The sequence below is a fragment of the Enterobacter sp. K510 genome (genome assembly GCF_055804875.1).
In genome coordinates, this window is sequence record NZ_JBNRLQ010000008.1 from 210,919 (window position 1) to 234,397 (window position 23,479).

Genomic DNA, 23,479 nt, shown 5'->3' on the forward strand with positions numbered 1-23,479 from the left:
ATTGTCTGGAGTAAACCACCATGTCTGAAGGCTGGAATATTGCCATCCTGGGCGCCACCGGCGCCGTAGGCGAAGCGCTTCTCGAAACTCTTGCAGAGCGCGAATTCCCCACAGGCGAGATTTTCGCCCTGGCGCGCAGTGAAAGCGCCGGTAAGGCCCTGCGCTATAACAGCAAAACGGTCTACGTGACCGATGCCGAAGAATTCGACTGGACGCAGGCGCAGCTGGCGTTCTTCGTGGCCGGGCCTGAAGCCTCAGCCCGTTACATTGAGGAAGCCACCAACTCCGGTTGTCTGGTGATCGACGCCAGCGGTCTGTTCGCGATGGAGCCGGACGTGCCGCTGGTGGTCCCGGACGTCAATCCGTTCGTGCTGGCAGATTACCGTAACCGCAATATCGTGGCGGTGGCGGACAGCCTCACCAGCCAGCTGCTGACCGCCCTTAAGCCGCTGATCGACGAAGGCGGCCTGTCGCGTATCGCCGTAACCAGCCTGCTGTCTGCGTCCTCCCAGGGCAAAGTCGCCGTGGATGCGCTGGCGGGGCAGAGCGCAAAACTGCTCAACGGTATTCCCGTTGATGAGGACGATTTCTTTGGCCGCCAGCTGGCGTTCAACATGCTGCCGATGCTGCCGGACAGCCAGGGCAGCGTGCGTGAAGCCCGTGTGGTAGTGGATCAGGTGCGTAAAATCCTCCAGGACGATGGCCTGATGATCTCCGTTAACTGCGTACGTTCGCCGGTATTCTACGGTCTGGCGCAGATGGTCAGCTTTGAAGGGCTGCGTCCGCTGGCGGCGGAAGAAGCCCGCGATGCCTTCGAGCGCGGCGAAGATATTGCGCTGTCCCCGGCTAACGACTTCCCGACCCAGGTGGGCGACGCTTCCGGCAATCCGCAGCTTTCCGTGGGCTGTGTGCATAACGATTACGGCATGCCGGAGCAGATCCAGTTCTGGTCGGTGGCCGATAACGTCCGCTTTGGCGGCGCGCTGATGGCGGTGAAAATCGCCGAGAAGCTGGTGCAGGAGTACATGTACTAATGTCCGACGCGCAGGCAAAGCCCGTCAGCAAGATTGCGCTCGGCATTGAGTACGACGGCAGTAAGTATTACGGCTGGCAGCGGCAGAATGAAGTGCGCAGCGTGCAGGAAAAGCTCGAAACTGCGCTTTCAAAAGTGGCGGACGAGCCGATCACGGTGTTTTGCGCCGGGCGTACTGACGCCGGGGTGCACGGCACCGGGCAGGTAGTGCATTTCGAAACCAGCGTACAGCGTAAAGATGCGGCCTGGACGCTGGGCGTAAATGCGAATTTACCTGGTGACATCGCGGTGCGCTGGGTAAAAAATGTGCCCGATGATTTTCATGCACGTTTTAGCGCCACGGCTCGCCGTTACCGCTACGTCATCTACAATCATCGTTTGCGCCCTGCCGTGCTGGGGCGCGGCGTCACTCACTACTATCATCCTCTGGATGCCGATCGGATGCATCGTGCGGCCCAGGCGCTGATAGGGGAAAATGACTTTACCTCGTTTCGGGCGGTTCAGTGCCAGTCGCGTACGCCGTGGCGAAACGTGATGCACATTAACGTGGCGCGTTACGGTGCATATGTGGTGGTCGATATCAAAGCCAATGCCTTTGTACATCATATGGTCAGGAATATTGTCGGCAGCCTGATGGAAGTAGGCGCCAACAACCAGCCGGAGAGCTGGATAGCAGAACTGCTGGCGGCGAAGGACAGAACGCTCGCGGCAGCAACGGCGAAAGCGGAAGGGTTGTATCTGGTGGCGGTGGATTATCCCGACCGCTTCGATCTGCCGCGCCCGCCAATGGGTCCGCTGTTTTTAGCGGACTAAATGCATTCAGACAAAGGCGTAAGACATGGATCTCATTTATTTTCTCATTGATTTTATTTTACACATTGATGTGCACCTGGCTGAGCTGGTCGCGCAGTACGGCGTCTGGATTTACGCCATTCTGTTCCTGATCCTGTTTTGCGAAACAGGACTGGTAGTGACGCCGTTTTTACCGGGTGATTCGCTGCTGTTTGTCGCAGGGGCGCTCTCCGCTTTGCCGACGAACGATCTGAACGTGCACCTGATGGTGACGCTGATGATTGTGGCGGCTATCCTTGGCGATGCGGTGAACTACACCATTGGACGGCTGTTCGGCGAAAAGCTGTTCAGCAATCCGAACTCAAAAATCTTCCGTCGCAGCTATCTTGATAAAACCCATGCGTTTTACGATAAGCACGGTGGCAAGACGATTATCCTGGCGCGATTTGTGCCTATCGTCAGAACTTTCGCGCCCTTTGTGGCGGGAATGGGGCATATGTCGTATCGTCACTTCGCGGCCTATAACGTCATCGGCGCGCTGTTGTGGGTGTTACTGTTCACCTACGCCGGCTACCTGTTCGGTGATCTGCCCGTTGTGCAGGAGAACCTGAAATTGCTTATCGTGGCAATTATCGTGCTCTCGATCCTGCCAGGCGTAATCGAAATTATTCGTCACCGACGCGCAGCAGCCCGACAGACAAAATAAGAACCCGTCAGCGGTTCGACCACTTTTTTGTCCCAAGTTGCCGAGCGTTATGTTTTAATGTGCCCCATTTATGGGCTACCAGGTTCATGCATAAAGGTCATCAATGAGCTGGATTGAACGAATTAAAAGCAATATTACCCCCACCCGCAAGGCAAGCATTCCTGAGGGAGTGTGGACCAAATGTGACAGCTGCGGTCAGGTGCTTTACCGTGCCGAACTGGAGCGTAACCTTGAGGTCTGCCCGAAATGCGATCACCACATGCGTATGTCAGCGCGTAACCGCCTGCATAGCCTGATGGATGAAGGATCGATGGTGGAACTGGGTAGCGAACTTGAGCCGAAAGATGTGCTGAAGTTCCGTGATTCCAAAAAGTACAAAGACCGTCTGGCGTCTGCCCAGAAAGAAACCGGTGAGAAAGACGCGCTGGTGGTGATGAAAGGCACGCTGCATGGTATGCCGGTCGTCGCTGCGGCGTTTGAATTCGCCTTTATGGGCGGTTCCATGGGTTCCGTGGTTGGTGCTCGCTTTGTTCGCGCGGTTGAACAGGCGCTGGAAGACAATTGCCCGCTGATCTGTTTCTCCGCTTCCGGTGGCGCGCGTATGCAGGAAGCATTGATGTCGCTGATGCAGATGGCGAAAACCTCTGCGGCGCTGGCGAAGATGCAGGAGCGCGGTCTGCCGTATATCTCCGTGCTGACCGACCCGACCATGGGCGGCGTCTCCGCGAGCTTCGCGATGCTGGGCGATCTGAACATCGCGGAACCGAAAGCGCTGATCGGCTTTGCCGGTCCACGCGTTATTGAACAGACCGTGCGCGAAAAACTGCCGCCGGGCTTCCAGCGCAGTGAGTTCCTGATTGAAAAAGGCGCAATCGACATGATCGTGCGTCGTCCGGAACTGCGCCTGAAGCTGGCGAGCATTCTGGCGAAGCTGATGAATCTGCCGACGCCAAACCCGGATGCGCCGCGTGAAAGCATCGTGGTGCCGCCGGTACCCGATCAGGAAAACGAAGCCTGATAAAATCGAAGGGCAGAGCGCAGGTGCTCTGCCTTTTTACTTTTTCAACTGCATTCAAGCCGGGCATCATGGAAACGAAAAGCATTCCTCAAGCCACGTCGCCCCTGGCCACGTGGCTTTCTTATCTGGAAAACCTGCACAGTAAAACCATTGATATGGGACTTGCGCGCGTTCAGACCGTGGCGGCTACGCTCGACGTGCTCAAACCTGCGCCTTTTGTCTTTACCGTGGCCGGTACCAACGGCAAGGGCACCACCTGCCGTACGCTGGAGTCTGTGCTGCTGGCGGCGGGGCTACGGGTGGGCGTTTACAGCTCGCCGCATTTAGTGCGCTACACCGAGCGCGTGCGCGTGCAGGGCGAAGAGCTGGCGGAAAGCGATCACACCCGCTCGTTCGCCGCCATCGAAGCTGCGCGTGGCGATACCTCCTTAACCTATTTCGAATACGGCACGCTGTCGGCGCTGTGGCTGTTCAAAGAGGCGGCGCTGGATGTGGTGATCCTCGAAGTCGGCCTTGGCGGGCGCCTTGACGCCACCAATATTGTCGATGCGGATGTCGCCGTGGTGACCAGCATCGCGCTGGATCATACCGACTGGCTGGGGCCGGATCGCGAGAGCATTGGCCGCGAAAAAGCCGGTGTCTTCCGGGCGGGCAAACCGGCGGTGGTCGGCGAGCCGGATATGCCGCAGAGCATCGCCGATGTCGCACGCGAGAAAGGCGCGCACCTGCTGCGCCGCGATGCCGACTGGCAGTATGAGGTCACGGGCGACCGCTGGCGTTTTCGCGATGCTCAGGGTGAGCTGACTGGCCTGCCGTTACCGCAGGTGCCGCAGCCCAACGCGGCAACCGCGCTGGCTGCCCTGCGTGCCAGCGGCCTGAATATCAGCGAGACGGCGATCCGCGACGGCATTGCGAAAGCGATTTTACCGGGACGTTTCCAGATAGTGAGCCAGTCGCCGCGCGTGATTCTGGACGTGGCGCACAATCCTCATGCGGCGGCTTATCTGGCCGGACGCCTGGCAGCGTTGCCGAAAAGCGGACGCGTGCTGGCGGTGGTCGGCATGCTGCATGATAAAGATATTGCCGGAACGCTTGCCTGTCTGGAGAGCCAGGTCGATAGCTGGTATTGTGCCCCTCTGGAAGGGCCGCGGGGCGCGACGGCAGAACAGCTGCTGACGCACCTTAACGGCGGCAGCGCCTTTGCCAGCGTCGAACAGGCGTGGCGGGCGGCAATGGCGGATGCCAGACCAGAAGATACCGTGCTGGTGTGTGGTTCCTTCCACACCGTAGCACATGTCATGGAAGCGATGGACGCGGGGAGAACCGGTGGCGAGTAAGTTTCAGAACCGTTTAATGGGCACCATTGTGCTGGTGGCGCTGGGCGTGATTGTGCTGCCGGGGCTGCTGGACGGGCAGAAAAAACATTACCAGGATGAGTTTGCGGCGATCCCGCTGGTGCCAAAACCCGGCGATCGCGACGAGCCGGACATGCTGCCGGCGGCCACGCAGGCGCTTCCGGCACAGCCGCCGGAAGGCGCGGCTGAAGAAGTGCGGGCGGGCAACGCCGCAGCGCCGTCGCTGGAGGCCTCGCGTCAGGCGGCCAACAATCCTGAAATGGATATTGACCCGCAGCCGGTGGTAACACCTAAACCTAAGCCGGTGGAAAAACCAAAACCGCAGCGCGATACCGCTCAGCAACAGGCAGCCACGACGCCGCCGCCGAAGCAGGCCGAAGAAGAGAAGCCTGCGCCGACGGGTAAGGCGTATGTCGTGCAGCTGGGGGCGCTGAAGAATGCCGATAAGGTTAATGAAGTTACCGGCAAACTGCGCAGCGCGGGTTATCGGGTATTCACTATTCCAGGCACGCCGGTGCAGGGTAAAATCACCCGTATTCTGGTCGGCCCGGACGCCTCGAAAGATAAGCTTAAGGGATCCCTTGGCGAGCTGAAGCAGATCTCCGGCTTAAGCGGCGTGGTGATGGGGTATACCCCGAACTGATTAGAAAAAACGCACAAAAACCCGGCCCGCAGAGGCCAGGCCTGTGCTGGCGTTGAAGATTTTTTCAGCGCCATTTTTATTTACGCGCGGGAAGGAAATCCCTACGCAAACGTTTTCTTTTTCTGTTAGAATTCGCCCCGAACTGGATGACAGGGCGATTAATCGTGGGACACATATGGTCTGGATTGATTACGCCATCATCGCGGTAATTGGTTTTTCCTGTCTGGTTAGCCTTATCCGCGGCTTTGTTCGTGAAGCGTTGTCGCTGGTGACATGGGGTTGTGCTTTCTTTGTCGCCAGTCATTACTACACTTACCTGTCTGTCTGGTTCACGGGCTTTGAAGACGAACTGGTTCGAAATGGGATTGCTATCGCGGTGCTGTTTATCGCGACGCTGATCGTCGGCGCTATTGTTAACTATGTTATCAGTCAGCTTGTCGAGAAAACCGGCCTGTCGGGTACTGACCGGGTGTTGGGGATTTGCTTCGGTGCGCTGCGCGGTGCGCTGATTGTCGCCGCCATTCTGTTCTTTCTCGATACCTTTACCGGCTTTTCCAAAAGCGAAGACTGGCAAAAGTCGCAGCTGATCCCGCAGTTTAGTTTTATCATCAGATGGTTCTTTGACTATCTGCAAAGCTCGTCAAGTTTCTTGCCCAGGGCGTAAGTCCTGAGATGTGGCTTAACGAGGAATATACGTATGTGCGGTATTGTCGGTATCGCCGGTTTCATGCCGGTTAACCAGTCGATTTATGATGCATTGTCGGTGTTGCAGCACCGTGGTCAGGACGCCGCAGGCATTATCACCATTGATGAACTTAACTGCTTCCGTTTGCGTAAAGCGAACGGCATGGTGAACGATGTATTTGAAGCCCGCCATATGCAGCGCCTGCAGGGGAACATGGGTATTGGCCATGTGCGTTACCCGACTGCGGGCAGCTCCAGCGCTTCAGAAGCGCAGCCTTTTTACGTGAACTCGCCGTACGGTATCACGCTTGCCCACAACGGCAACCTGACCAACGCCCATGAGCTGCGTAAGCGTCTGTTCGAAGAGAAACGCCGCCACATTAATACCACTTCCGATTCTGAAATCCTGCTCAATATTTTTGCCAGCGAGCTGGATAACTTCCGCCACTACCCGTTAGAAGCGGATAACATTTTTGCTGCCGTCGCCGCCACCAACCGTCAGATCCGCGGGGCCTATGCCTGCGTGGCGATGATCATCGGTCACGGTATGGTTGCCTTCCGCGATCCTAACGGTATTCGTCCGCTGGTGCTTGGTAAACGCGATCTCGCCGATGGCCGCACCGAATACATGGTAGCGTCTGAGAGCGTGGCGTTAGATACGCTGGGCTTCGAATTCCTGCGCGATGTGGCGCCTGGCGAAGCGGTGTACATCACCGAAAAAGGCCAGCTGTTCACCCGTCAGTGCGCGGAAAACCCGGTCAGCAATCCGTGCCTGTTTGAGTACGTTTATTTCTCCCGTCCGGATTCCTTTATCGACAAGATTTCCGTGTACAGCGCCCGTGTGAATATGGGTAAAAAGCTGGGCGAGAAAATTGCCCGCGAATGGGAAGATCTGGATATTGACGTGGTCATCCCGATCCCGGAAACCTCCTGCGATATCGCGCTGGAAATCGCCCGTATTCTGGATAAGCCGTACCGTCAGGGCTTCGTGAAAAACCGTTACGTTGGCCGTACCTTTATCATGCCGGGTCAGCAGCTGCGCCGTAAGTCTGTGCGCCGTAAGCTGAACGCCAACCGCGCGGAATTCCGTGACAAGAACGTGCTGCTGGTGGACGACTCCATCGTGCGCGGTACCACTTCCGAGCAGATCATTGAGATGGCCCGCGAAGCCGGTGCGAAGAAAGTGTACCTCGCCTCCGCCGCGCCGGAAATTCGTTTCCCGAACGTCTACGGCATCGACATGCCGACCGCCAACGAGCTGATTGCTCACGGTCGCGAAGTGGATGAAATCCGCCAGATCATCGGTGCCGACGGCCTGATTTTCCAGGATCTGAACGATCTCATCGACGCGGTGCGCGCCGAGAACCCGGATATTCAGCAGTTTGAATGCTCGGTGTTCAACGGCGTCTACGTCACCAAAGACGTGGATCAGCAGTATCTCGACTATCTCGACGCCGTGCGTAATGACGATACCAAAGCGCTGCTGCGTCAGAACGAAGTGGAAAGTTTAGAGATGCATAACGAGGGATAACGCCCTCACTCCGGCCCTCTCTCACCGGGAGAGGGCTGTTGCAACTCCCGCCAAAATCCTGCAAAGTCCTCAGCAAATTAGCGAAAGGGCGATGGACATGAAACGACTCATAGTAGGGATCTCCGGGGCCAGCGGCGCCATTTACGGCGTGCGTTTATTACAGGTTCTGCGGGATGTTGCCGGGGTGGAAACCCATCTGGTGATGAGTAATGCCGCCCGCCAGACCCTGGCGCTGGAAACCGATCTCTCTGTTAAAGATGTGCAGGCGCTGGCGGATGTGGTACATGACTCCCGCGATATCGCCGCCACCATCTCCTCCGGCTCGTTTAAAACCGCTGGTATGGTCATTCTGCCGTGCTCGATCAAAACCCTCTCCGGCATCGTACACAGCTATACCGACAGCCTGGTCACCCGCGCCGCTGACGTGGTGCTGAAAGAGCGACGTCCGCTGGTGCTCTGCGTGCGTGAAACGCCGCTGCATCTTGGACATCTGCGTCTCATGACCCAGGCCGCTGAAATAGGCGCAGTGATCATGCCGCCTGTTCCGGCGTTCTATCATCGTCCGCAGATGCTGGATGATGTGATTAATCAGACGGTGAACCGCGTGCTGGATCAGTTTGATATTGAACTGCCCGCCGATCTTTTCACCCGCTGGTCGGGCGGCAATGCCTCAAAGTAGTGCACTGCCCCGTTAAGGGGCAATTCTGCAAGCGCGATCATATCCTCGACATTTAATCCCCGTTTTCGGTTTGTAACCCGCGAGTGTGTCCGGCAGACCTGCTATCTTTCACTGTACGTCAGTATTGCAACCTTTTGTTAACATACTCAACGCGGTAAATCGCAGCGGCAACAAACTGGCATAAGACATGCAAGCATTGACGGGTAGCAAACACACAACACAACGCAATACATAATAAAATCAGAAAACTTGAGGGGAATGTATGAAGAAGACGGTTGTTGCTCTGTCTTTACTGCTGGGCCTGTCCGGTGTCGCCAGCGTTAACGCCGCACTGCCGCAGACCGTGCGCATTGGTACGGACGCCACCTACGCGCCATTCTCATCCAAGGATGCGAAAGGGGACTTCGTGGGTTTTGATATCGATCTTGGCAACGAGATGTGCACCCGTATCAAAGTGAAATGCACCTGGGTCGGCAGCGATTTTGATGCGCTGATCCCCTCCCTGAAAGCGAAGAAAATCGACGCGATTATCTCGTCCCTGTCGATCACCGAAAAACGTTTACAGGAAATCTCCTTCTCCCAACCGCTGTACGCCGCCAACGCCCGTCTGATCGCGGTGAAAGGCTCGCCCATCCAGCCGACCACCGATTCGCTGAAAGGCAAACACGTGGGCGTGCTACAGGGTTCCACTCAGGAAGCCTATGCAAATGACAACTGGCGCAGCAAAGGCGTCGACGTTGTGGCCTACCAGAACCAGGATCTGATTTACTCCGACCTGACCGCGGGCCGTATTGACGCCGCCTTCCAGGATGAAGTGGCCGCCAGCGAAGGCTTCCTCAAGCAGCCTGCCGGTAAAACCTTCGACTTCGCGGGCGCTTCAGTGAAAGACAAAAAATATTTCGGCGACGGCACCGGTATTGGTCTGCGCAAAGACGACGCCGAGCTGAAAGCTGCGTTCGATAAAGCGTTTGATGAGATCCGCAAAGACGGCACTTACGACAAGCTGGCGAAAAAATACTTTAACTTCAACGTCTACGGCGACTGATACCTGTTGCGCCGTGGTGCATAACTGACATGAATGCTTCAGCGTGGTGCATTTGATGCACCGCAATGGAGCATTCATGCATAGTTAAGCAAAAGCGATGCAAAAAAAAGCGTAACTTGTTACAGAATATTTTGCCTTGTCGGGGCGAACAATGGCACGATACCAGTCAACTTCATTTAATAAATCCCCCTGGAAAGTCAGGCTGTTGAGGATAAATATGAAAAAACTGGTGTTATCTCTGTCTCTGGTGTTCGCTGTTTCCAGTATCTCCGGCGCTTTCGCTGCCATTCCGCAAAAACTTCGTATCGGTACCGATCCGACTTACGCGCCCTTTGAATCGAAAAATGCACAGGGTGAATTAGTGGGTTTCGACATCGATCTGGCAAAAGAACTCTGTAAACGTATTAATACGCAATGTACCTTCATTGAGAACCCGCTTGACGCGCTGATCCCGTCGCTGAAAGCGAAGAAAATCGACGCCATTATGTCGTCGCTGTCGATTACCGAAAAACGCCAGCAGGAGATTGCCTTTACCGACAAGCTCTATGCGGCAGATTCCCGTCTGGTAGTGGCAAAAGATTCTGATATCGTGCCTGAACTGGCGAAGTTGCAGGGCAAGCGCGTGGGCGTATTGCAGGGCACCACCCAGGAAACTTACGGTAATGTGCACTGGGCGCCGAAGGGCGTGGAAATCGTCTCCTATCAGGGCCAGGACAATATCTACGCTGACCTGACCGCAGGCCGCATTGACGCCGCTTTCCAGGATGAAGTCGCCGCCAGCGAAGGCTTCCTGAAAACGAAGGTCGGTAGCGCTTATAAATTCGGCGGCCCGTCAGTAAAAGATGAAAAACTGTTTGGCGTCGGCACCGGTATGGGCGTGCGCAAAGATGACACAGAACTGCGTGAGGCGCTGAACAAGGCGTTCGCCGAGATGCGCGCTGACGGCACCTACGAAAAACTGGCGAAGAAATATTTTGATTTTGACGTTTACGGTGGCTGATCGCTATCAGGTCGCCGGATGGCGTCGCTGACGCGTCTTATCCGGCCTACGCGGTGAGCGCATTTCGTAGGCCGGATCAGGCGAAGCCGCCATCCGGCATCAACACACACAGGACACAGGCTGCATGCTGTACGGGTTTTCACAGGTAATTTTACAGGGCGCTATCGTTACGCTGGAGCTGGCGCTCAGTTCCGTGGTGCTGGCGGTGGCGATTGGTCTGGCAGGGGCCGGGGGCAAGCTTTCCGGCAACCGCCTGCTGCGCATCATCTTCGAAGGCTACACCACGCTGATCCGCGGCGTGCCGGATCTGGTGCTGATGCTGCTGATCTTCTACGGTCTGCAAATTGCCATTAACAGCGTTACTGAAGCCATTGGCATGGGGCAGATCGATATCGATCCGATGGTGGCCGGTATCATCACCCTCGGCTTTATCTACGGCGCTTATTTTACCGAAACCTTCCGCGGCGCTTTTATGGCGGTGCCGAAAGGGCATATTGAGGCGGCGACCGCCTTCGGTTTTACCGGATCGCAGATCTTTCGCCGTATTCTGTTCCCGGCGATGATGCGTTACGCGCTGCCGGGCATCGGTAACAACTGGCAGGTGATTTTAAAAGCCACCGCGCTGGTATCGCTGCTGGGTCTGGAAGACGTGGTAAAAGCCACGCAGCTGGCCGGGAAAAGCACCTGGGAGCCGTTCTATTTCGCGGTAGTGTGCGGATTAATTTATCTGGTGTTTACCACTGTCTCCAATGGTGTGCTGCTTCTGCTCGAACGTCGCTACTCCGTGGGTGTGAAGAGGGCTGACCTGTGATCGAGATTATTCAGGAGTACTGGCAATCCCTGCTGTGGACGGACGGCTATCGCTTAACGGGCGTGGCGATCACCCTGTGGCTGTTGATCTCCTCCGTGGTAATGGGCGGCATTCTGGCGCTGTTTCTGGCTATCGGACGCGTTTCCAGCAACAAATTTATCTGGTTCCCGATCTGGCTGTTTACCTATATTTTCCGCGGCACGCCGCTCTACGTGCAGCTGCTGGTGTTCTACTCCGGTATGTACACCCTGGAAGTGGTGAAGGGTACGGAGCTGCTTAACGCCTTTTTCCGCAGCGGCCTGAACTGCACGGTGCTGGCGCTGACGCTGAACACCTGCGCCTATACCACTGAGATTTTCGCCGGCGCTATCCGCTCGGTGCCGCACGGGGAAATTGAAGCGGCGCGGGCGTACGGCTTTTCCCAGGTGAAAATGTATCGCTGCATCATTCTGCCGTCGGCGCTGCGTATTGCGCTGCCCGCCTACAGCAACGAAGTGATCCTCATGCTGCACTCCACAGCGCTGGCCTTTACCGCCACCGTGCCGGATCTGCTGAAGATTGCCCGTGATATTAACTCGGCGACCTATCAGCCCTTTACCGCCTTTGGGCTGGCGGCGGTGCTGTATCTGATTATCTCTTATGTGCTGATCAGTCTGTTCCGCAAAGCGGAAAAGCGCTGGTTACAGCATGTGAAACCTTCTTCGACGCACTGAGAATACGATGTCTGAGAACAAACTAAACGTTACCGATCTACACAAACACTACGGCGAACACGAAGTGCTGAAAGGCGTGTCGTTGAAGGCGAATGCGGGCGATGTGATCACCATTATCGGCTCCTCCGGCTCCGGTAAAAGTACCTTTTTACGCTGCATTAACTTCCTCGAAAAACCGAGCGAAGGGACGATCGTGGTCAGCGGGCAGAACATCACGCTGGTGCGCGATAAAGACGGTCAATTGAAGGTGGCCGATAAAAATCAGCTGCGCCTGCTGCGTACCCGCCTGACCATGGTGTTCCAGCATTTCAACCTGTGGAGCCACATGACGGTGCTGGAAAACGTCATGGAAGCGCCCATTCAGGTGCTGGGGCTGAGCAAGCAGGAATCCCGCGAGCGGGCAGTGAAATATCTGGCGAAAGTCGGCATCGACGAGCGCGCCCAGGGGAAATATCCGGTGCACCTGTCCGGCGGCCAGCAGCAGCGTGTGTCCATTGCCCGCGCGCTGGCGATGGAGCCGGAAGTATTACTCTTCGATGAGCCAACCTCGGCGCTGGATCCGGAGCTGGTGGGCGAAGTGCTGCGCATCATGCAGCAGCTGGCGGAAGAGGGCAAAACCATGGTGGTGGTCACCCACGAAATGGGCTTTGCCCGCCATGTATCCTCCCATGTGATTTTCCTGCATCAGGGGAAAATTGAAGAAGAGGGCACCCCTGCCGAACTGTTCGACAACCCGAAAAGCCCGCGTTTGCAGCAGTTCCTTAAGGGATCGCTGAAGTAATTCTGGCCCCTCATCCTGTGGGTGAGGGGCTTATTTGAAATCCGCCATCTCAAGACGATAGACGCAGTCGTCATGAAACACGCCGTTCACCCTGTAAACCTTCGGCAGCACGTCCGTCTGCACAAATCCCAGTTTTTCCAGCACCCGTTGTGACGCGCGGTTTTCCGCCAGCACATACGCATTCAGCGCCGTCACGCCCGTCTGTGCAAACGCATACTCACACAGCGCCCGTAACGCTTCGCTGGCGATGCCCTGACCCTGCGCCTCGCTTACCACGCTGTAGCCGACATCCGCCTCCAGCGGATTCTGCGAGCTGATACGCAGCCCGAGATCGCCGAGCGGCGTCTCATCGTGATGACGGCGGATGACAAAGGCCCCGGAGTTATTCAGGCGGGTGAAAAACACATGGCGCACTTCGTCCTCGGCGGCAATATCCGCCATATAGCGCATGTTGTCAGGATCCTGACGCAGACGTAAAAAGAACGGCCAGTCGCTCTCCTGAAAGGTGGAAAGCGTCAGGCGCGGGGTGGTGAGAGTGACCATGATCATAGGAGTCGTCATTCCGGTGGGACAGGTGTTTACCTTATCACCGGAATGAGGCTAAGGCACTGTGTCAGTGAGTGCGGATTCTGGCGGGCTACTGCTTAGTACGAATAGCTTTAGTACGATCAATATACTTTCCTTGTGGATCATAGTAGCGGCTTGGCCAGATCCTTGCCGGATCGGTCTCAAGCGCATCGGCAATGATCTTTTCACCTTTCGGCCAGGGACGATTTAGCGCGTTTGCCAGAGTCGAAGAGCTTAAACCGGCCTCGCGCGACAGCGCAGCAAGTGAAATTTTACGCTTATGAAGCATCGCAATGATGTCAGCGGGATGCATATCCTGATATTGATTCATACATTTTCCTTAATAGATGAATTTGCACTGATTGATCCTCTTCATGCTAAGTAATACTTAGTACAATTTCAACTACCGGATACCAGAATTACGACTCTACTTCCGGATTTGAAGAGTCAAAATGCTTCCTCATCGACTAAAAGCGGCAAGACTTAAGGCTGGGTTATCGCAACAGAAGCTGGGTATCCTTGCAGGTATAGATGAAGCTACTGCCAGCGCCCGAATGAACCAGTATGAGAGAGGAATTCATACGCCCGATTTTGCGCTGGCGTGCAAACTTGCAGCGGTATTAAAAATTCCTGCATGTTATTTGTATACGGTAGAGGATGATTTGGCTGAATATATTTATGGTTATTATATTGATTAATAACAGTAATTATTGCGGTAGTGCCCTGATTTACAAATAACCAGAATAAAGAAAAGCTGTTGAAGAGATATATTTAATTATGACGCGCTTATTCATTATTAATAAGCGCGTCATTGTTCAGCGCACCACGTCCGCCAGCGCGTCTTCCAGTTCAAACCAGCGGAAGCCAAAGCCTGATTCCTCCAGCCGTTTAGGCAGCGCTCGCTGGCCGCCCAGCACCAGCACTGCGGCTTCACCCATCAGCAGGCGAATGGCGGTAGCGGGTGTGCGCAGGATGGTCGGGCGATGCAGCACATGGCCAAGGGAGTGGGCGAACTGTTCATTGTGCACCGGATAAGGCGAGACCATATTGAACGGGCCGCGCAGATCGTTATCCAGCAGCCAGAGAATGCCGTTGACCATATCGTCGATATGGATCCACGCCATGTATTGCCGCCCGTTGCCAATGGGGCCGCCAAGACCGGCGCGAAACACCGGCAGCAGTTTTCCGAGGATCCCGCCTTTGGGGGCAAGCACCACGCCGGTACGCAGCAGACAGACGCGGGTGGCTTCGCTCTGCGCGCCGCAGGCGATCTGCTCCCAGCGCGCGCACAGCTTATGGGTAAATTCGTTGTGCGGCGGTTCCTCTTCGGTAACCACCACTTCCCCTAAATCACCGTAATAACCAGTGGCCGAGCCGGAAATCAGCACCGCAGGCGGCGTCTCGCTGGCCTTGATCAAATCGACAAGCTTTTGGGTGATGGTCCAGCGGCTGTTGCACAGGCGCTGTTTTTGCGTCTCGCTCCAGCGTTTGTCGGCGATGGGTTCGCCCGCCAGATTGATCACCGCGTCGATATCGTTCAGATCCGTGCGATCGTGCAGCCCTTTCCACAGCGTGACGCGGGCGTCGAGCTGGCCCTGTGCCTTGTGCGGGTTGCGCGTCACTACGGTCACGCTGTGGCCCAGTTCGAGTAAACGGGGAATAAGATGGCGGCCAATCAACCCGGTACCGCCCGTAATCAGGACCCTCATGCAACCTCCTGTTAACGCTCAGCGCCGCCAGCTCATGGTCATGGATACCGAATCGGCGTAACGCAGGGCGTGAAGTTTATCGATCTCTGCTTCAGCATAGGTCACCCAGCGATGTTCCCGCGCAATATCGAGTACATCCTGGGTTAATTTTTCCAGCAGGGAGAAGCGATTATTCTCCACATGCTGAATGATGCTTTTGGTGATCGTCCGGTAATTCAGCGCATCATTAATGTCTTCGCTGGCGCGCGCTTTCTCCGCCGGATAGTGGATCACCACGTTGATCACGATGTCCTGTCGGTTCGCGATCTCCTCGTCTTTGATGCCGATAAAAGTCCTCAGGCGCAGGTTTTTTATCCGAATAACAGCATCAGGTTGCGGCATGAAATAATTCTCCTTGTAATGAATGGCTCCATCATACACGAGGATTATTGCCGCGCGCAGCGGCCCTACAGCTGCTGCGCTTTTTGCATCGCCCGCTGGGTGGCGGGACGATTACGAATGCGCTCAAACCAGTTATTAACCGCGGGATAATTATTTAAATCAATGCGCTGGCGCTCATGGCTGTTGACCCACGGCCAGGCGGCGATATCCGCGATGCTGTAATGTTCCCCGCCCAGCCAGGGCACCTGCTCAAGGCGTTTGTTCAGTACGTTATACAGCCGCTGGGTTTCCACCTGATAGCGTTCAATAGCGTAAGGTTCGGGTTTAGGGGCGAAGTGGTTGAAATGATGATTTTGCCCGAGCATCGGGCCGAGGCCGCCCACCTGCCAGAACAGCCATTGCAGCGTCCGGTGCCGCTCGCGCAGCTCGCCGCTCAGCAGCAGGCCGGTTTTCTCAGCCAGATAAAGCAGGATCTCCCCGGACTCGAACAGGCTCAGGGGCGCGCCGCCATCTGAAGGCGTATGATCAACAATGGCCGGTATTTTATTATTGGGCGATATTTGCAGAAACTCAGCGCGGAACTGATCGCCTTTGCCGATATTTACCGGTATCAGACGATAATCAAGTTCAGCCTCTTCCAGAAACAAGGTGATTTTATGGCCGTTCGGCGTCGGGGCGTAATAGAGATCGATCATGTCAGCTCCTGTCGTAGCGGTGGCGTCGCAGAATGGAGTATAGGCGTAACACCGGCGTGGTGAGTTTTCCTGAGTGACAGACGTGCCGTAAAGCACTATTTTGGAGGTAAATTCCCTGGTGCGTGAGGTTGTTATGAGCGATGCGGCAATAACGTTATGGTCTGATGCAAATTACTTTTCGCCTTATGTGATGTCGGTGTATGTGGCGCTGCACGAAAAAGGCCTGCCCTTCACCCTGAAAACGGTGGATCTGGATAGCGGCGAAAATACGCGCCCCGGCTGGCAGGGCTATACACTGACACGCCGCGTGCCGGTGCTGGTGATTGACGGCTTTGAACTGAGCGAATCTTCCGCTATTACCGAATACCTCGACGAGAAATTCCCCGCGCCGGAGTGGGAGCGCATCTATCCCCACGACATGCAAAAACGCGCCCGCGCGCGGCAAATTCAGGCGTGGCTGCGCAGCGACCTGATGCCGATCCGCGAAGAGCGTTCCACCGACGTGGTATTTGCTGGTGTGAAAAAAGCGCCGCTCAGCGCCGCCGGTCTGGCAAGCGCGCAAAAACTCTTCGATACTGCCAGCCTGCTGCTTACTCACGGCAAGCCGAATCTGTTTGGCGAATGGTGTATTGCCGATGCCGATCTGGCGTTGATGCTCAACCGTCTGGTGCTCAATGGCGATGACGTGCCCGAAGCGCTTGTGGAATACGCGACATTCCAGTGGCAGCGCTCCTCAGTGCAGCGTTATGTCGCACTTTCTGCGCAGCCTTCAGACTGATCGACGGTCAGAGATCCGCTATCATTAGACGGGATTTTTACCACGAGGTTTGCGCAATGAAGCTGATGTTCGCTTCAGACATTCATGGATCGTTACCGGCTACCGAACGCGTGTTGCAACGGTTCGCCGAAAGCGGCGCGCAGTGGCTGGTGCTGCTGGGCGATATACTGAATCACGGGCCGCGAAACGCGCTGCCGGAAGGCTATGCGCCTGCGCAGGTGGCCGGGCGGCTGAACGAGCAGGCGGCGCGCATTATTGCGGTGCGCGGCAACTGCGACAGCGAAGTGGATCAGATGCTGCTGAATTTTCCCATCACCGCGCCCTGGCAACAGGTGCTGATGGATAATCAGCGGTTGTTTCTGACCCACGGGCATCTGTTTGGGCCGGATAATCTGCCGCCGCTGGGAGCGGGAGATGTGCTGGTTTATGGGCATACGCATTTGCCGGTGGCGGAACGGCGTGATGAGATTATTCATTTTAATCCCGGCTCGGTCAGTATTCCTAAAGGCGGAAATGTCGCCAGCTACGGCATGCTGGATGAAAAGGTTTTGCGTGTAATCGCACTGAATGATCAACGCGTTATTGCACAGGTCACGATTAATCCGTAATTTACCCGACAACCAAAAACGCGTCATAAGAACGCTTAGAGAGAAGGTTTCCTGATGGTGGAACAACGTCATTTTACAGGCACGGAATGGGTAGATATTGTCAACGAAGACAATGAGGTGATAGCGCAGGCCAGCCGCGAACAAATGCGCGCGCAGTGTTTGCGTCATCGCGCGACCTATATCGTCGTGCATGATGGCATGGGCAAAATTCTGGTGCAGCGCCGCACCGAGACCAAAGACTTTATGCCGGGTATGCTGGATGCCACCGCCGGTGGCGTGGTGCAGGCGGATGAAGTCTTGCTCGATTCCGCGCGCCGGGAAGCCGAAGAGGAATTAGGTATTGCGGGCGTGCCCCTTGCCGAGCACGGGCAGTTCTATTTCGAAGATGAACACTGCCGCGTCTGGGGCGCGCTGTTCAGCTGTGTATCCCACGGCCCCTTTGCCCTTCAGGAAGATGAAGTCAGCGAAGTATGCTGGATGACGCCGGAAGAGATCACCGCCCGCTGCGATGAATTCACCCCGGATTCGCTGAAAGCGCTGGCACTGTGGATGACCCGCAATGCCAACAACGATCAGCCAAAGCTGGAAACGGCGCAGTAACCTCAGCAACTCTCCCGCAGACACAGCGTCGAGGCAATAGGCGCGCGTGTCGTCCAGTCATCATCATTCAGTCGCGCCAGCAGGGCGCGACCTGCTTCAATACCAATCTGGCGATGCGGTACGGCGATGGTGGTCAGCGGCGGCTGGCATACGCGGCTGACATCGCTGTCGCCAAAGCCGACAATCGCCAGATCGTCCGGCACTTTGATGCGCCTCCGCTGGCACTCATAGAGTGCGCCACACGCCAGCTCATCCGACACACACACCAGCGCATCCAGCTCCGGCCATGCCAGTAAAAACTCCGGCAGCTGCACCGCGCCGGTCGAAAAGGTGGGCGGCGCGGCGGCGTTAATTACCCGGTTGGGCGACATATGGTGGCGCAGCATGGCTTTATACCAGCCCTGCAAATGCTGCTGAAAGATCCACTGTTCCTGATTGGCGCACAGCAGGCCGATGTTCTGATAACCGCGCTGGATAAGCGTTTGCGTTAATTCCTGCATGGCGGCGACGTTATCAATGCCGATATTCATATCTATGGGATCGGTCCGCGTCGCGCCGATTTCCATCACCGGAATACTGGCGTTGGTCAGCCAGTGGCGCACGGTTTCGCTGTGCTCCACGCTGAGCAAAATGGCGGCGGCCAGGTTGGAGGCCAGCAGCGTTTCCAGCAGCTTTTCTTCCTGCTCCAGCCGGTGCTGCGACTCGGCCAGCATGATCTGGTAGCCCGCCGGTTGCAGCACCTGCTGAAGCCCGGCAAACATTTCCGAACAGCCGGACTCCGCCAGATTGGGCACCACCATCGCAATGGTCCACGACGAGGCGGAGGCGAGGGCGCTGGCCGCCAGATTAGGCAGATAGCCCAGCTCCTGTACCGCCGCCTCAATTTTTTCACGTAGCTTGCCGGAAACCTGCTCGGGCGTCCGCAGCGCACGGGAAACCGTCATGGTGCCGACGCCCGCCAGCTGGGCAACATCCGCCAGCGTCACCTTTCCGGTATTGCGCCGTTTTCGGGTAATAGACATTCTCGTTCCTGCGTAAAGACGATGATCTCAGTGGCTTTTTTCGATTTATTTTATTCGTGGCAAAAGAAGTATACGCCGTATAACCCCATTATTACCGCGATTCAGAACAATGAATGTGATCTGATAGCGCTATCACAATTCTGCACAGTGCTTTTTGATAGCGCTATCTTTGTGACTATCGTCACGGTCAGTCTGCGGATCCTTGCATAAAGTTTGTCCATCTTTTGCCACTAAAGAGGGAAGCAGAGTGCTGGAAACATGGCTTAACGGTCCCACCATTCAATGCCGCGAGCGGGTTGATGACTGGCAACAGGCGCTGGCGATCTGCGCGCAGCCGCTGCTGGATGCAGGGGTCATCACGGCGGATTACGTACCGGCCATCATCAGCCAGCAGCAGGCGCTGGGGGCATATTACGTGCTGGCGCCAGGGCTGGCGATGCCCCACGCCCGGCCGGAAGAGGGGGCAAAGGCGCATGGGTTATCGCTGTTGAAACTACAGCACGGTGTTTCATTTAACGCCGGGGAATTCGATCCGGTGGATCTGATTATTATGCTGGCGGCAGCCGATAAGCACAGTCACATTGAGATGATCGCCACCCTGGCGGAATTATTTTCCAGCGATCAGGACTTAGCAGAATTACATCAGGCAACCACCCGGGAGGAAATAGAAAACATTATTCAACGCTTTTAGATTTTTACACGCTAATGATTTTATAACATCACGCCATATTGCGTGGTGCGCCTGAACTTTACCCTACGAAAGGTGATAATAATGAAAATTATGGCAATTTGCGGATCCGGCCTCGGTAGCAGTTTTATGGTCGAAATGAATATTAAAAAAGTGCTCAAAAAGCTGAATATTGAGGCGGAGGTGGAACACTCTGATCTCTCCTCCGCCACGCCAGGGGCGGCCGATCTGTTCGTGATGGCGAAAGACATCGCCGCCAGCGCCAGCGTGCCGGACCACCAGCTGGTGGTCATCAATAACATTATCGATATTAATGAGCTGGAAACCAAGCTCCAGTCTTATTTTGCCAACCGGTAACTGCATATAAAGCGAGGCGGATATGTTTATCCTTGAAACGCTCAATTTTATTGTCGATATACTGAAAGTGCCGTCAGTGCTGGTGGGCTTAATTGCCTTAATTGGTCTGGTGGCGCAGAAAAAATCCTTTTCCGATGTGGTCAAAGGCACGGTTAAAACCATTCTCGGTTTTATTGTGCTGGGCGGCGGTGCCACGGTATTAGTGGGATCGCTTAATCCGTTAGGCGGTATGTTTGAACACGCTTTTAATATTCAGGGGATCATTCCAAATAACGAGGCGATTGTTTCCATTGCGCTGGAAAAATATGGCGCATCGACGGCGCTGATCATGGCCTTTGGTATGGTCGCCAATATTATCGTCGCACGCTTTACGCGGCTGAAGTACATCTTCCTCACCGGGCACCATACGTTTTACATGGCCTGTATGATCGGCGTGATCCTCACCGTCGCCGGGTTTGAAGGCGTCGGGCTGGTATTTACCGGATCGCTGATTTTAGGGCTGGTAATGGCCTTCTTCCCGGCCATTGCCCAGCGCTATATGCGGCGCATTACCGGTACCGACGATATCGGCTTTGGGCATTTCGGCACCCTGGGTTATGTGCTGGCTGGCTGGATCGGCAGCGTCTGCGGTAAAGGCTCGCGTTCAACGGAAGAGATGAACCTGCCGAAGAACCTGAGCTTTTTACGCGACAGCTCTATCTCCATCTCGCTCACCATGATCATTATTTATCTCATCATGGCGGTTTGTGCCGGACGTGAATATATCGAAAGCGCCATCAGCGGCGGACAGAACTTCCTCGTGTACGCCATTATTCAGGCCATCACCTTTGCCGCCGGGGTATTTATCATTCTCCAGGGCGTGCGTCTAATCCTCGCGGAAATTGTTCCGGCCTTTACCGGCTTTTCGGAAAAACTGGTGCCCAATGCCCGCCCGGCGCTGGATTGCCCGGTGGTTTATCCGTATGCGCCCAACGCTGTGCTGATCGGTTTCCTGTTCAGCTTCCTTGGCGGGCTGGTAGGGCTGTTCCTGCTCGGTCAGATGAAACTGGTGCTGATCCTGCCGGGCGTGGTGCCGCACTTCTTTACCGGTGCCACCGCAGGCGTATTTGGTAACGCTACCGGCGGACGGCGTGGTGCCATGCTGGGCGCTTTTGCCAACGGGCTGTTAATTACCTTCCTGCCGGTGCTGCTGTTGCCGGTGCTCGGGGCCATCGGTTTCGCCAACACCACCTTCTCGGACGCGGATTTCGGCGTGATCGGCATCGTGCTGGGCAATCTGGCGCGCTATCTCTCGCCGCTGGCGATCACCGGGCTGGTGGTGGCGCTGTTCGCCGCGCTGGTGGCGTGGAATCTGTTTGCACGAAAAAAACCTGCGGCTGGCGACACGCAGCCCAATAGCGGAGCGAAATTATGAGCAGTATTGCAGAACTGACGCAGCTGGCGCGGGAGATCCGCATTGCCACCCTGAAATCACTGACCACGCTGGGTTTCGGGCATTACGGCGGCAGCATGTCGGTGGTGGAAACCCTGGCGGTATTGTACGGCGAAGTGATGCGTATCGATCCGGCGGATCCCGACTGGCCGCAGCGTGATTACTTCGTCCTGTCGAAGGGGCATGCCGGGCCGGCGCTCTACAGCACCCTCGCCATTAAGGGCTATTTCCCGCTTGAGGAGTTGCAGACCCTTAATCAGAACGGCACACGCCTGCCAAGCCACCCGGATCGGCTGAAAACCCGCGGCGTGGATGCGACTACCGGCTCGCTGGGGCAGGGGATCTCCATCGCGGGCGGCATGGCGTTATCGCATAAGCTGGCCGGGCGCGCGAACCGCGTGTTCTGCATTGTCGGCGACGGCGAGCTGAACGAAGGCCAGTGCTGGGAGGCGTTCCAGTTTATTGCGCATCACCGGCTGAATAACCTGACGGTATTTGTCGACTGGAACAAACAGCAGCTGGACGGCGAGCTGGACGAGATCATCTGCGCCTTCGATCTGGAGGGGAAATTCCGCGCCTTCGGCTATGACGTTTGCACCGTGAAAGGCGACGACATCGCCGCCATTCTGGAAGCGGTCGCGCCGCGACCGGCGGCGGAGGCGCGCCCCAGGGTGGTGATCCTCGACAGCATCAAGGGCCAGGGCGTGCCTTATCTGGAACAGCTCGGCAACTCACACCATTTACGCCTGACGGATGAGATGAAGCAGGCGCTGGATCAGACTATCGCACAGCTGGAGGCCGCCCATGATTAAGCTCGCACCCGTCGGGGGAAAAGACGCCGTTGAAATGCGTAAAGTGTATGCCGGATTTGTGGCAGAGCAGATTGAGAGCGGCAGCGACATCATCGCGCTGGAAGCGGATTTGATGAGTTCCATGGCGATGGATGGCGTGCACAAGCGTTATCCGCAGCACGTGATCAACTGCGGTATCATGGAAGCTAATGTTATCGGCACCGCGGCGGGGCTTTCCCTCACTGGCCGTAAACCCTTTGTGCATACCTTTACCGCCTTCGCCAGCCGTCGCTGTTTCGATCAGCTGTTTATGGCGCTGGACTATCAGCGCAATAACGTGAAGGTCATTGCCTCGGATGCGGGGGTGACCGCCTGTCACAATGGCGGCACCCACATGTCCTTCGAGGATATGGGCATTGTGCGCGGGCTGGCGCACTCGGTGGTGCTGGAAGTTACCGACGCGGTGATGTTCGATGATGTGCTGCGCCAGCTGATGACGCTCGACGGCTTTTACTGGCTGCGCACCATCCGTAAACAGGCGGCGACGGTTTATGCGCCCGGCTCGGTTTTTACTATCGGCAAAGGCAATGTGCTGCGCGATGGCAGCGACATCACGCTTATCGCGAACGGCATTATGGTGGCGGAAGCGCTACAGGCGGCAGAGACGCTGGCGCAGGAGGGCGTCAGCGCGGCGGTGATCGATATGTTCACGCTAAAACCCATCGACCGTATGCTGATAAAAAACTATGCCGAGAAAACCAGCAGGGTGGTGACCTGTGAAAATCACAGTATTCACAACGGACTGGGTTCTGCGGTGGCGGAAGTGCTGGTGGAAACCTGCCCGGTACCGATGCGTCGCGTCGGGGTGAAAGGGCGTTACGGCCAGGTGGGAACCCAGGATTTCCTGCAAAAAGAGTATGGCCTGACGGCGCAGGATATTGTCGCGGCGGCGCGAGAGTTGTTGTAAATAAAAAGGCGACCCTGTATGGGGTCGCCTTTTTGTTGCCCGGTGGCGCTGGCGCTTACCGGGCCTACGTTTTGTTGCCCGGATAAGCGAAGC

The 23,479-nt window shown here is 56.2% G+C and carries 29 protein-coding genes; 23 read left to right on the top strand and 6 right to left on the bottom strand.

Features of this window, described 5'->3' with window-relative positions:
- Positions 1–20 precede the first annotated feature (20 nt).
- The 14 genes from ACQUTD_RS15605 (at position 21) to hisP (ending at position 12,791) form a co-directional block, all read left to right on the top strand.
- Positions 21–1,034: an aspartate-semialdehyde dehydrogenase gene (locus ACQUTD_RS15605; protein WP_072569242.1), complete on the top strand. Its 1,014-nt coding sequence runs from the start codon at positions 21–23 to the stop codon at positions 1,032–1,034.
- Positions 1,034–1,846, top strand: coding sequence for a tRNA pseudouridine(38-40) synthase TruA (gene truA, locus ACQUTD_RS15610; protein ID WP_072569241.1), 813 nt, complete (start codon positions 1,034–1,036; stop codon positions 1,844–1,846). Before ACQUTD_RS15605 ends, truA begins: the two co-directional genes overlap by 1 nt.
- Positions 1,847–1,871: 25 nt before the next feature.
- Positions 1,872–2,531: a DedA family protein gene (locus ACQUTD_RS15615; protein WP_072569240.1), complete on the top strand. Its 660-nt coding sequence runs from the start codon at positions 1,872–1,874 to the stop codon at positions 2,529–2,531.
- Between the two features lie 103 nt (positions 2,532–2,634).
- A complete protein-coding gene (accD, locus tag ACQUTD_RS15620; RefSeq protein WP_318362805.1) occupies positions 2,635–3,549 on the top strand; it encodes an acetyl-CoA carboxylase, carboxyltransferase subunit beta in 915 nt (304 codons plus the stop codon).
- Between the two features lie 68 nt (positions 3,550–3,617).
- Positions 3,618–4,886 (top strand): bifunctional tetrahydrofolate synthase/dihydrofolate synthase, encoded by a 1,269-nt coding sequence (gene folC, locus ACQUTD_RS15625; protein ID WP_473277078.1) that lies wholly within the window; start codon positions 3,618–3,620, stop codon positions 4,884–4,886.
- Positions 4,876–5,547, top strand: a complete 672-nt coding sequence (dedD, locus tag ACQUTD_RS15630) for a cell division protein DedD (protein ID WP_473277081.1) — start codon at positions 4,876–4,878, stop codon at positions 5,545–5,547. The genes folC and dedD overlap by 11 nt, the downstream gene beginning before the upstream one ends.
- A gap of 175 nt (positions 5,548–5,722) precedes the next feature.
- Positions 5,723–6,211: a colicin V production protein gene (cvpA, locus tag ACQUTD_RS15635; protein ID WP_072569236.1), complete on the top strand. Its 489-nt coding sequence runs from the start codon at positions 5,723–5,725 to the stop codon at positions 6,209–6,211.
- A 33-nt stretch (positions 6,212–6,244) separates the two neighbouring features.
- The gene (gene purF / locus ACQUTD_RS15640) at positions 6,245–7,762 is read left to right on the top strand and encodes an amidophosphoribosyltransferase (RefSeq protein WP_072569235.1); all 1,518 of its coding nucleotides are present in this window, start codon (positions 6,245–6,247) and stop codon (positions 7,760–7,762) included.
- Positions 7,763–7,859: 97 nt separating this feature from the next.
- Positions 7,860–8,441, top strand: a complete 582-nt coding sequence (locus tag ACQUTD_RS15645) for a UbiX family flavin prenyltransferase (protein ID WP_473277083.1) — start codon at positions 7,860–7,862, stop codon at positions 8,439–8,441.
- Between the two features lie 262 nt (positions 8,442–8,703).
- Positions 8,704–9,486, top strand: coding sequence for a lysine/arginine/ornithine ABC transporter substrate-binding protein ArgT (argT, locus tag ACQUTD_RS15650; RefSeq protein WP_473277085.1), 783 nt, complete (start codon positions 8,704–8,706; stop codon positions 9,484–9,486).
- Between the two features lie 217 nt (positions 9,487–9,703).
- Positions 9,704–10,486, top strand: coding sequence for a histidine ABC transporter substrate-binding protein HisJ (gene hisJ / locus ACQUTD_RS15655; protein WP_072569232.1), 783 nt, complete (start codon positions 9,704–9,706; stop codon positions 10,484–10,486).
- A 124-nt stretch (positions 10,487–10,610) separates the two neighbouring features.
- Positions 10,611–11,297, top strand: coding sequence for a histidine ABC transporter permease HisQ (locus ACQUTD_RS15660; protein WP_072569231.1), 687 nt, complete (start codon positions 10,611–10,613; stop codon positions 11,295–11,297).
- Positions 11,294–12,010, top strand: a complete 717-nt coding sequence (locus ACQUTD_RS15665; RefSeq protein WP_072569230.1) for an ABC transporter permease — start codon at positions 11,294–11,296, stop codon at positions 12,008–12,010. Before ACQUTD_RS15660 ends, ACQUTD_RS15665 begins: the two co-directional genes overlap by 4 nt.
- Before the next feature lie 7 nt (positions 12,011–12,017).
- Positions 12,018–12,791, top strand: a complete 774-nt coding sequence (hisP, locus tag ACQUTD_RS15670) for a histidine ABC transporter ATP-binding protein HisP (RefSeq protein WP_072569229.1) — start codon at positions 12,018–12,020, stop codon at positions 12,789–12,791.
- A 30-nt stretch (positions 12,792–12,821) separates the two neighbouring features.
- On the opposite strand, the gene ACQUTD_RS15675 is transcribed toward hisP, so the two are convergent.
- Together ACQUTD_RS15675 and ACQUTD_RS15680 are read right to left on the bottom strand one after the other, a co-directional pair.
- A complete protein-coding gene (locus ACQUTD_RS15675; protein WP_473277140.1) occupies positions 12,822–13,334 on the bottom strand; it encodes a GNAT family N-acetyltransferase in 513 nt (170 codons plus the stop codon).
- Between the two features lie 94 nt (positions 13,335–13,428).
- Positions 13,429–13,689: a helix-turn-helix domain-containing protein gene (locus ACQUTD_RS15680; RefSeq protein ID WP_318362808.1), complete on the bottom strand. Its 261-nt coding sequence runs from the start codon at positions 13,687–13,689 to the stop codon at positions 13,429–13,431.
- Positions 13,690–13,810: 121 nt separating this feature from the next.
- Here ACQUTD_RS15680 and ACQUTD_RS15685 point away from each other — a divergent pair, with 121 nt between their 5' ends.
- Positions 13,811–14,056 carry a helix-turn-helix transcriptional regulator gene (locus tag ACQUTD_RS15685; protein WP_318362809.1) on the top strand — a complete coding sequence of 82 codons (246 nt, stop codon included), beginning with the start codon at positions 13,811–13,813 and terminating at the stop codon, positions 14,054–14,056.
- Positions 14,057–14,173: 117 nt separating this feature from the next.
- Here the strand turns inward: ACQUTD_RS15685 and ACQUTD_RS15690 are convergent, their stop codons facing one another.
- The 3 genes from ACQUTD_RS15690 to yfcG form a co-directional block, all read right to left on the bottom strand.
- The gene (locus tag ACQUTD_RS15690) at positions 14,174–15,067 is read right to left on the bottom strand and encodes a TIGR01777 family oxidoreductase (protein WP_473277090.1); all 894 of its coding nucleotides are present in this window, start codon (positions 15,065–15,067) and stop codon (positions 14,174–14,176) included.
- An 18-nt stretch (positions 15,068–15,085) separates the two neighbouring features.
- The gene (gene folX / locus ACQUTD_RS15695) at positions 15,086–15,448 is read right to left on the bottom strand and encodes a dihydroneopterin triphosphate 2'-epimerase (protein WP_072569227.1); all 363 of its coding nucleotides are present in this window, start codon (positions 15,446–15,448) and stop codon (positions 15,086–15,088) included.
- Positions 15,449–15,513: 65 nt separating this feature from the next.
- Positions 15,514–16,143 (bottom strand): GSH-dependent disulfide bond oxidoreductase, encoded by a 630-nt coding sequence (gene yfcG / locus ACQUTD_RS15700; RefSeq protein WP_473277092.1) that lies wholly within the window; start codon positions 16,141–16,143, stop codon positions 15,514–15,516.
- Between the two features lie 133 nt (positions 16,144–16,276).
- Here yfcG and yfcF point away from each other — a divergent pair, with 133 nt between their 5' ends.
- The 3 genes from yfcF to yfcD are packed head-to-tail and all read left to right on the top strand — an operon-like array spanning position 16,277 to position 18,129.
- On the top strand, positions 16,277–16,921 hold the full coding sequence (gene yfcF / locus ACQUTD_RS15705) for a glutathione transferase (protein WP_473277143.1): 645 nt from the start codon (positions 16,277–16,279) through the stop codon (positions 16,919–16,921).
- Positions 16,922–16,977: 56 nt separating this feature from the next.
- Positions 16,978–17,529 carry a phosphodiesterase gene (yfcE, locus tag ACQUTD_RS15710; RefSeq protein ID WP_473277094.1) on the top strand — a complete coding sequence of 184 codons (552 nt, stop codon included), beginning with the start codon at positions 16,978–16,980 and terminating at the stop codon, positions 17,527–17,529.
- Positions 17,530–17,586: 57 nt separating this feature from the next.
- On the top strand, positions 17,587–18,129 hold the full coding sequence (gene yfcD, locus ACQUTD_RS15715; protein WP_072569494.1) for an NUDIX hydrolase YfcD: 543 nt from the start codon (positions 17,587–17,589) through the stop codon (positions 18,127–18,129).
- Between the two features lie 2 nt (positions 18,130–18,131).
- On the opposite strand, the gene ACQUTD_RS15720 is transcribed toward yfcD, so the two are convergent.
- A complete protein-coding gene (locus ACQUTD_RS15720; RefSeq protein ID WP_473277095.1) occupies positions 18,132–19,151 on the bottom strand; it encodes a substrate-binding domain-containing protein in 1,020 nt (339 codons plus the stop codon).
- Positions 19,152–19,398: 247 nt separating this feature from the next.
- On the opposite strand from ACQUTD_RS15720, the gene ACQUTD_RS15725 reads away from it, so the two are divergent.
- The 5 genes from ACQUTD_RS15725 (at position 19,399) to ACQUTD_RS15745 (ending at position 23,386) form a co-directional block, all read left to right on the top strand.
- The gene (locus ACQUTD_RS15725) at positions 19,399–19,842 is read left to right on the top strand and encodes a PTS sugar transporter subunit IIA (protein WP_473277097.1); all 444 of its coding nucleotides are present in this window, start codon (positions 19,399–19,401) and stop codon (positions 19,840–19,842) included.
- Between the two features lie 81 nt (positions 19,843–19,923).
- The gene (locus tag ACQUTD_RS15730; protein WP_473277098.1) at positions 19,924–20,196 is read left to right on the top strand and encodes a PTS sugar transporter subunit IIB; all 273 of its coding nucleotides are present in this window, start codon (positions 19,924–19,926) and stop codon (positions 20,194–20,196) included.
- A 22-nt stretch (positions 20,197–20,218) separates the two neighbouring features.
- Positions 20,219–21,610 carry a PTS ascorbate transporter subunit IIC gene (locus tag ACQUTD_RS15735; RefSeq protein WP_473277100.1) on the top strand — a complete coding sequence of 464 codons (1,392 nt, stop codon included), beginning with the start codon at positions 20,219–20,221 and terminating at the stop codon, positions 21,608–21,610.
- Positions 21,607–22,440, top strand: a complete 834-nt coding sequence (locus ACQUTD_RS15740; RefSeq protein WP_473277102.1) for a 1-deoxy-D-xylulose-5-phosphate synthase N-terminal domain-containing protein — start codon at positions 21,607–21,609, stop codon at positions 22,438–22,440. The genes ACQUTD_RS15735 and ACQUTD_RS15740 overlap by 4 nt, the downstream gene beginning before the upstream one ends.
- Positions 22,433–23,386, top strand: coding sequence for a transketolase C-terminal domain-containing protein (locus ACQUTD_RS15745; RefSeq protein WP_473277104.1), 954 nt, complete (start codon positions 22,433–22,435; stop codon positions 23,384–23,386). The genes ACQUTD_RS15740 and ACQUTD_RS15745 overlap by 8 nt, the downstream gene beginning before the upstream one ends.
- The last annotated feature ends 93 nt before the right edge of the window (positions 23,387–23,479 follow it).